General features: G+C 65.0%; 5 protein-coding genes. All 5 read right to left on the reverse strand.

Annotated features, from left to right (window positions below; genetic code table 11):
- Nucleotides 1-157 precede the first annotated feature (157 nt).
- Nucleotides 158-1192 carry a tyrosine-type recombinase/integrase gene (locus OQF71_RS00715; RefSeq protein WP_280585138.1) on the reverse strand — a complete coding sequence of 345 codons (1035 nt, stop codon included), beginning with the start codon at nt 1190-1192 and terminating at the stop codon, nt 158-160.
- Nucleotides 1185-1565, reverse strand: coding sequence for a DUF5805 domain-containing protein (locus OQF71_RS00720; RefSeq protein WP_280585139.1), 381 nt, complete (start codon nt 1563-1565; stop codon nt 1185-1187). The genes OQF71_RS00715 and OQF71_RS00720 overlap by 8 nt, the downstream gene beginning before the upstream one ends.
- Nucleotides 1566-2066: 501 nt before the next feature.
- Nucleotides 2067-2972, reverse strand: coding sequence for a hypothetical protein (locus OQF71_RS00725; protein ID WP_280585140.1), 906 nt, complete (start codon nt 2970-2972; stop codon nt 2067-2069).
- Between the two features lie 56 nt (nt 2973-3028).
- The gene (locus tag OQF71_RS00730) at nt 3029-4786 is read right to left on the reverse strand and encodes a hypothetical protein (protein ID WP_280585141.1); all 1758 of its coding nucleotides are present in this window, start codon (nt 4784-4786) and stop codon (nt 3029-3031) included.
- Between the two features lie 130 nt (nt 4787-4916).
- Nucleotides 4917-5750 (reverse strand): MBL fold metallo-hydrolase, encoded by an 834-nt coding sequence (locus OQF71_RS00735; RefSeq protein ID WP_280585143.1) that lies wholly within the window; start codon nt 5748-5750, stop codon nt 4917-4919.
- Nucleotides 5751-6000 lie beyond the last annotated feature (250 nt).

Here is a 6000-nt window from a genome sequence, read left to right on the forward strand (position 1 = left end):
ACACGCGCATACCGACTCCGAGAGCTACTGCGCCACCTCCGAACCTGTGGAAGACGCTCGACGAGAATTCAATATAGCGATATGCAGTTTACTCGTGCGGATCGCGACACTAATTCGTCGATATCAAGCCGACGGAATGCGTGCAACGGCCATCGAGTCACTCCAACAGCCGGTAGACGTTCGTCTCGTACGTCTCTCGGACCTGATCGCCCCAGTTGTGGGTGTAGGTGTCGATCACGTCGTCGGCGACGTCGCCGCGCAGGTACTTGACCACGCCGCGGTCGCCGGTCCTATCGCGCAGGTGCGTCGTGAAGAAGTGCCGGAAGTAGTGAGGTGTGACGTTCTCGGCGGCGCCGCCACCCGTTCGATACCACCCCGAGTCGCGGGCGTACCGCTCGACGACGTGTCGCACCGCCTGCGGATCGAGTCGCTCTCCCCACCCTTCCGCCGTGCCGACGAACAGCGGCTCCGCCGGCGAGGGACTGTCGGGACGGATCGCCAGCCACCGCTTCAGCGTTCGAGCCAACTCGTCGTCGACTGGGATCACCGTCCCCCGCTTGCGCTTGTTCGATGCCGTCCTGACCTCGCCGTTCAATGTCTCGCCGACGGTCGCGTCAGGGGTCACATACAGCGAATTCGGCCGGTCCGCGAGGACGGGGCGGGTTCCGAGCGCGTACGCGTCCCGTAGCTCGGAATCGTCAACGGCGAGGTCGCGGAGATCGAGGTTACAGCACTCGCCCACCCGCATCCCGGTCTTGAGTAGGGTCACCACCAAGGCTCGATGGAGCGGATGGCGGATCCCTGCAACGAACTCGCGCATCGCCGCAACGGAGATATCGCGGCGGGCCGGGTCCTTGTCGACCGTCTCGTCCATCTCCTCCATCACGAGCGTCATCGGATTCCCCTCGAAGACGCCGATCTCGGTCATGTATCCGTAAAAGCGGTGGAGGTAAGCGGCGTACGTCGCCACCGTGCTGTCGGCGACGTCACCGCGTAGCGAGTGAACGAACGACATGCAGTCGCGGTGCGTCGCCGACGCGGGCGTCGCGTCCGCGCCGAGGAACGCTTCGAACCGCCGGAGAACGCGTTCGTAGGACTCGCGGGTACGCTCGGTCTTCCCGTGGTAGGTGAGGTCCTCGATGAAGTACTCCACTGGGTCGTCGACCCCGTCCGGCGCTCGGGCGCTACTCATCGGTGAGGGTGTACCCGCCCTTCCGTCCGTTGTACCGGACGCGGTTGCGATCCTGTAGCGCGTCGAGCGCGTTCTCCAGCCGCGCCTCGAAATCGCCGACCACGTCCTCGACGAGCTCCTCCCACGAGAGCGGACCGTCGGCGAGTGCGGCTTCCACCCGTGTTTCGAGGCGGTCACCCCCGGGGTCAGACCCGGTCGGACCGGGTTCCACGGTCTTCTCGGATTCACCCGTCGAGAAGCCGCGGCGACCGGCCTGTACCATCGTCCTGACGAACTCGCTCTGTGACATCCCGAGCTCGTCCGCGTGGTCCTGCCACCGGCGCTTTTGTTCGGCGGGAACGTACGTCTTCACCGAGCGGCGGTCGTCGGTCATCGTTCGAATTCGACTTCTTCGGCCGGCGTCTTCAATCTATCCCACAATTCCGGATAAAGTCCCTTATACAGAGTTCTGAACCTCTGTTTAGAGCGTATTCTGTGATATATACTGAATTATAGTACTTATCATATTCAGTGTAGAACTAGTATACAAGATAAATAGTACAGTTGAAGATCGAAACAGTCCGTTTGAGAAGGTCAAAAAGCGATCGGATCGTTCACTGAGTTGGTCGTCCGGATCCGCCGGGGCGATAGGGGAGTGCTCGATCGTGACATCTCCGGATTCCCGTTTTGCCGAGGCCACCGCGTCACGGGCGACATCTCAGTCCGTCCCGTTGACTTGGTGTTTCGGTTCCTCGTATCGCCCGTGGCTTCGAGGCCACGAGCTACAGTTCGTCGGGTGGTTCGTCCGGTCCCACTCGTCTCGGAAACGATCTGCCCCACTAGTACGTCTCGTCCGCAACGAGTATATTGTATGTCGCTATAAAAACTCTCGAGATCAGATCCGAATCTCGGAGGTCGCGTCGTCGACGTCGAGGATTGCTATCGCGCGCTCGACCCGTGGATCGCTCTCGGCCGCGTTCCGCATCAACACGGTCTCGCTCGGGAAGAGGTGTTCTCCGACGACGAGCCCGTGCTCGCGGGCCGTGGACCCGGTCACGGTGAGGTAGACTCCGAGGCCCGTCCGCGCGATGCCAGCCTCTTCCTCCTCGTCGGGGCTCGGATAGACGAAGTCGACCCCGTCGAGGGAGTCCGTGCCCAACACCGCGGTGACCAGCCGCTCGTACCGCGGAGAGATACACAGCGGCCCCTCGTAGCCGGCGAGGAACGCGCGGTCGAGGTCGGTCCCCGGTTCGAGCAGCTCCGGACGGCCCATCAGCGTGTGGTAGACGGTGTCGCCGAGCCCGTTGACGACGCGAACATCGGTGTCGACGGGATCGATCCGCTCGTTGACGTCGGCGATCTCGCCGAGCCCCTCGGGTCGGATCCCGACGACCTCCTCCAAGACGAGATCCGCCGAGTCGAATCCGAGCGCGAACTCGTGGGTTCGAAGGGCGCGGAACGGCTCCTCGCGACCGACGAGCTTCAGTCGCACGTCGCCGATGTCGACGGTCGCGGCGTCGAAGACGATCCGACGGGGCTTCCCGTCGCGGTCGTCGCGCAGCAGCGTGAACTCCGGCTCGGTCGGGGTGTCCGGGTGGGAGTAGTCGGCCAGCCGCTCGTACGGGCCGTCGTCGGCCTCGACGCGGTCCTTCGTGATCGCCTTCTCATAGCGGAGCGTGTTGCTCACGCTGTCCGCGAGTCGCTCCAACCGGTCGTCGCTACCGACGGTCGCGATCCGTTCGAGGACCGCTTCGAGGGGTCGGCCCTTTCGCGGGACGGCGACCGGTACCGGTTCGCTCATTACCCGGAGTGAGGGAGCGCGGCTGAAACGGGTTGCGCTTTCCGTCGGCCCGGGAGTTACGGTCCGAACGCCTCGTTGAGCCGCTTTCGGAACGCCTCCAGCTCCTCCAGATGGTCGTTGATATCGTCGAGCTCCGATTCGACGTCGTCGAGGTCCTCGCCGAGCCGGTCCTCGATCTCCGTCAGGCGGGTGTCGACCTCTGCGAGGTCATCCCACAGGTCATCGAACTCCTCGTCGAAGCGGCCGAGCCGAGACTCCACGTCGTCGACGCGCTCCGCCGTGGACTCGACCGCGGCGGCGGCGTCGTCGACCTCCCCGTACAGCGTCTCGACGTCGTCGCCGACATCGTCGAGCGCCTCGTCGAGCGCGACCGTCTCCTCGTCGATCCGCGAGATGTCGTTCGTGACCTCCTCGACCGTCGCCTCCACGTCGCCGACCGTCTCTTCGACGGTCGAGACGGTCGCTTCGACACCGTCGACCCGATCGCTGACACCGTCGACCCGATCGCTGACACCGTCGACCCGGTCGGCCACGCCGTCGACCTCCGTCGAGACCGCATCGACGGATTCGTCCACCTGAGAGACCGTTCCGCGCAGGTCCTCTCGGTCGGCGTCGGCCGCGTCGACCCTGTCGCCGAGCGCGTCCATCTCGGAGTCGACGCGATCCACCTTCTGGTCGAGCTCGTCGAGAATCTCCCGTGCCGTCCCCTCGCCGTCGATGAACTCCGCGAGCGCGTCGGCGTACGCCTCGATGTCGGCGACGCTCGACTGAAGGCGAGCGATGCGGACATCGACGCTCCGCGGAACCCCAACGTCCAACTCGTCTTTGAGGGTATCGAGGTCCTCGTCCGCGACCTCGCTGGAGCGGATCTCGGCCGCCAGGGCGGCCGCGAGGCCGCTTTCGGGCGACACGCTCGGGGTGGAGGGGTCGTCGGGTTCGGCGGTGCCCTCGTCGCGTTCCATGCCTTCCTCGGGCCGTCGATCCGCGCCCTCATCTGCGTCGGTCGCGTCGTCGGTTTCGACCGTCTCTCTCGATTCGATCGAGGGCTCGGACTCCGCCGTCGGCTCCGAGTCGTCGACCTCATGCGCGTCTTCCTCGGACGCCTCGGGCTCGTCGTCTCGGACAGTGACCGCCGCTGTACCGTCCGCGGACACCGGCCGCGGTTCGGGAGCGTCGGGTTCCTCGTCGAGATCCGTCGCCTCGGTCACCTCATCCTCGGCTCCCGGCGCCGTAGACGGTTCCGCGTCCGGCGCCGTGGACGATTCAGCGTCCGGTGCCGTGGACGATTCAGCGTCCGGCGCCGTGGCCGGTTCCGCGTCCGCCTCGGCCGCCATCGCGTCGTCCGGGTCGCCGAGCGAGTCATCCATGCCGGGGAGGGTTGCACGGTCGCCGGAGAGCACCTCCCTGACGGCGTCGGTGTCGCCGGTGCCGAGAACGTCTTCGATCTCCTCCCCGACCGGGACGTGCTCGATCACCGGCGTACCGAGGAACCCGTCGAGGTCCGGGTCGTCGTCGCGGATCCCGAACACGGTCTCGATCGCGTCGCCCGGGTCGAGCACGCGCTCGAACTCGACGCGGTGGTCTTTGTACGCCGTCCAGTTCTCGCTCTCGTACTCCGGGTGGAATCCGATGCGGTCCATCGGGAACGACTCGGGAATACGGTCCACGATGCGCACGCGCACGGGATCCTCGCGGCTCGAGGAGAGCTCGTACATCACCGCGGGTACGGGGAACGCGTCGTCGGTAAAGGATTTCTCGACGCGAATACCGTCCTCGTCGACGGTCGTCGTCGCTTCTGCCGTCCGTTCGCTCATACCCAGTTACTCCCGGAGCAGGGGCTTAAATTCCACGGGCCGGGTTTCGGGGGTGATAACCACCGAGGCGCCAAAACCCGCGGTTTCGACCGTCTCATTCGAACTCTCGACGGTTCGCGCGACTCGTCGGCTACAGCTCGATCCGGTCACCCGTCTCCACTATCTCCAGCCGGTTCGGATGTTCGAAGCTCCGCACGTGTTCGTGAAGCGCGGTCGGGTCCGCGGTCAGTCCTTTCCACATGTCCCAGTGCGTCGGAACGAGCCGGTCGAGTTCGAGGTCGTTCGCCGCCTTCGCGACCTCGTTCTCGTCGCTGTACCACTTCGTCCGGACCGGCTCGCCCGTCTCCTTGTCCGGTATCGCCCCCACAGAGCCGAACGCGAGGATCCCGAGATCGATGTCGAACTCGTCGGCGAGCCCCGGGAACGACTCCGAGGGCTTGCTGTCCCCGGCGTGGAAGACGGTGCCGGCGTCGTGTTCGATCACGTACCCGACCGGATGCGTGGCGTCCGAGTCGTGCGTTTCGACGACGCGAACCGTGAACTCGCCGATCTTCAGTTCGTCGCCTTCGGTCACCTCGAGGAAGGCTTCCTCGTCAACGTCCCACCGATCGGTCCACCGCTCTTCCTCGCGCGCGACCGCGAGCGAGTCGTCGGGCGCGATGAAGTCGGCGTCGGTGTTCGCGAGGATCGGCGCCTGCGAGGGGCCGTGGACGTGGTCAGTGTGCTCATGGGTCGCGAGTACCGCGTCCGCGACGTCGACGTCGGCGGGATCGAAGGGAACCGGAATCATCCGAACCGTGCGAGGCGGGTCCCCCGTGCCCACGTACGGGTCGATCCAGATGACGGTGCCTTCGCTCCCCTTGATCGCGAAGCCGTTACAGCCCAGATACCACAGCGCCACCGTGTCGGGGTCGGCGTCCGCGACCGCGCGCGGCAGCCAGTCGCCCCAGTCGGAGTCGGCCATGTCACACGCTCTGCGGGCGCACGGGGTAATAATTCCGGAGTTTCCCGATTTTCTGACCGATAATAGACAACAGTTCCCCCGTCCGATCCCGATCGAATATATCGTATGTCGCTATATGAAATTGGCGCAGCTGACGATCCACAGGTTCGGAGGATAAGCCAGTTTCAGGCCGAATTAGGATCAATTCGTGGTTTTTCTCACCGACCAGTCCTGATTTGGATCCCTACTGGTCGCATCTACCGGACGAACG

Origin of the sequence: Halorubrum sp. Boch-26 (assembly GCF_029889805.1) — an archaeon.
Classification (GTDB): domain Archaea; phylum Halobacteriota; class Halobacteria; order Halobacteriales; family Haloferacaceae; genus Halorubrum.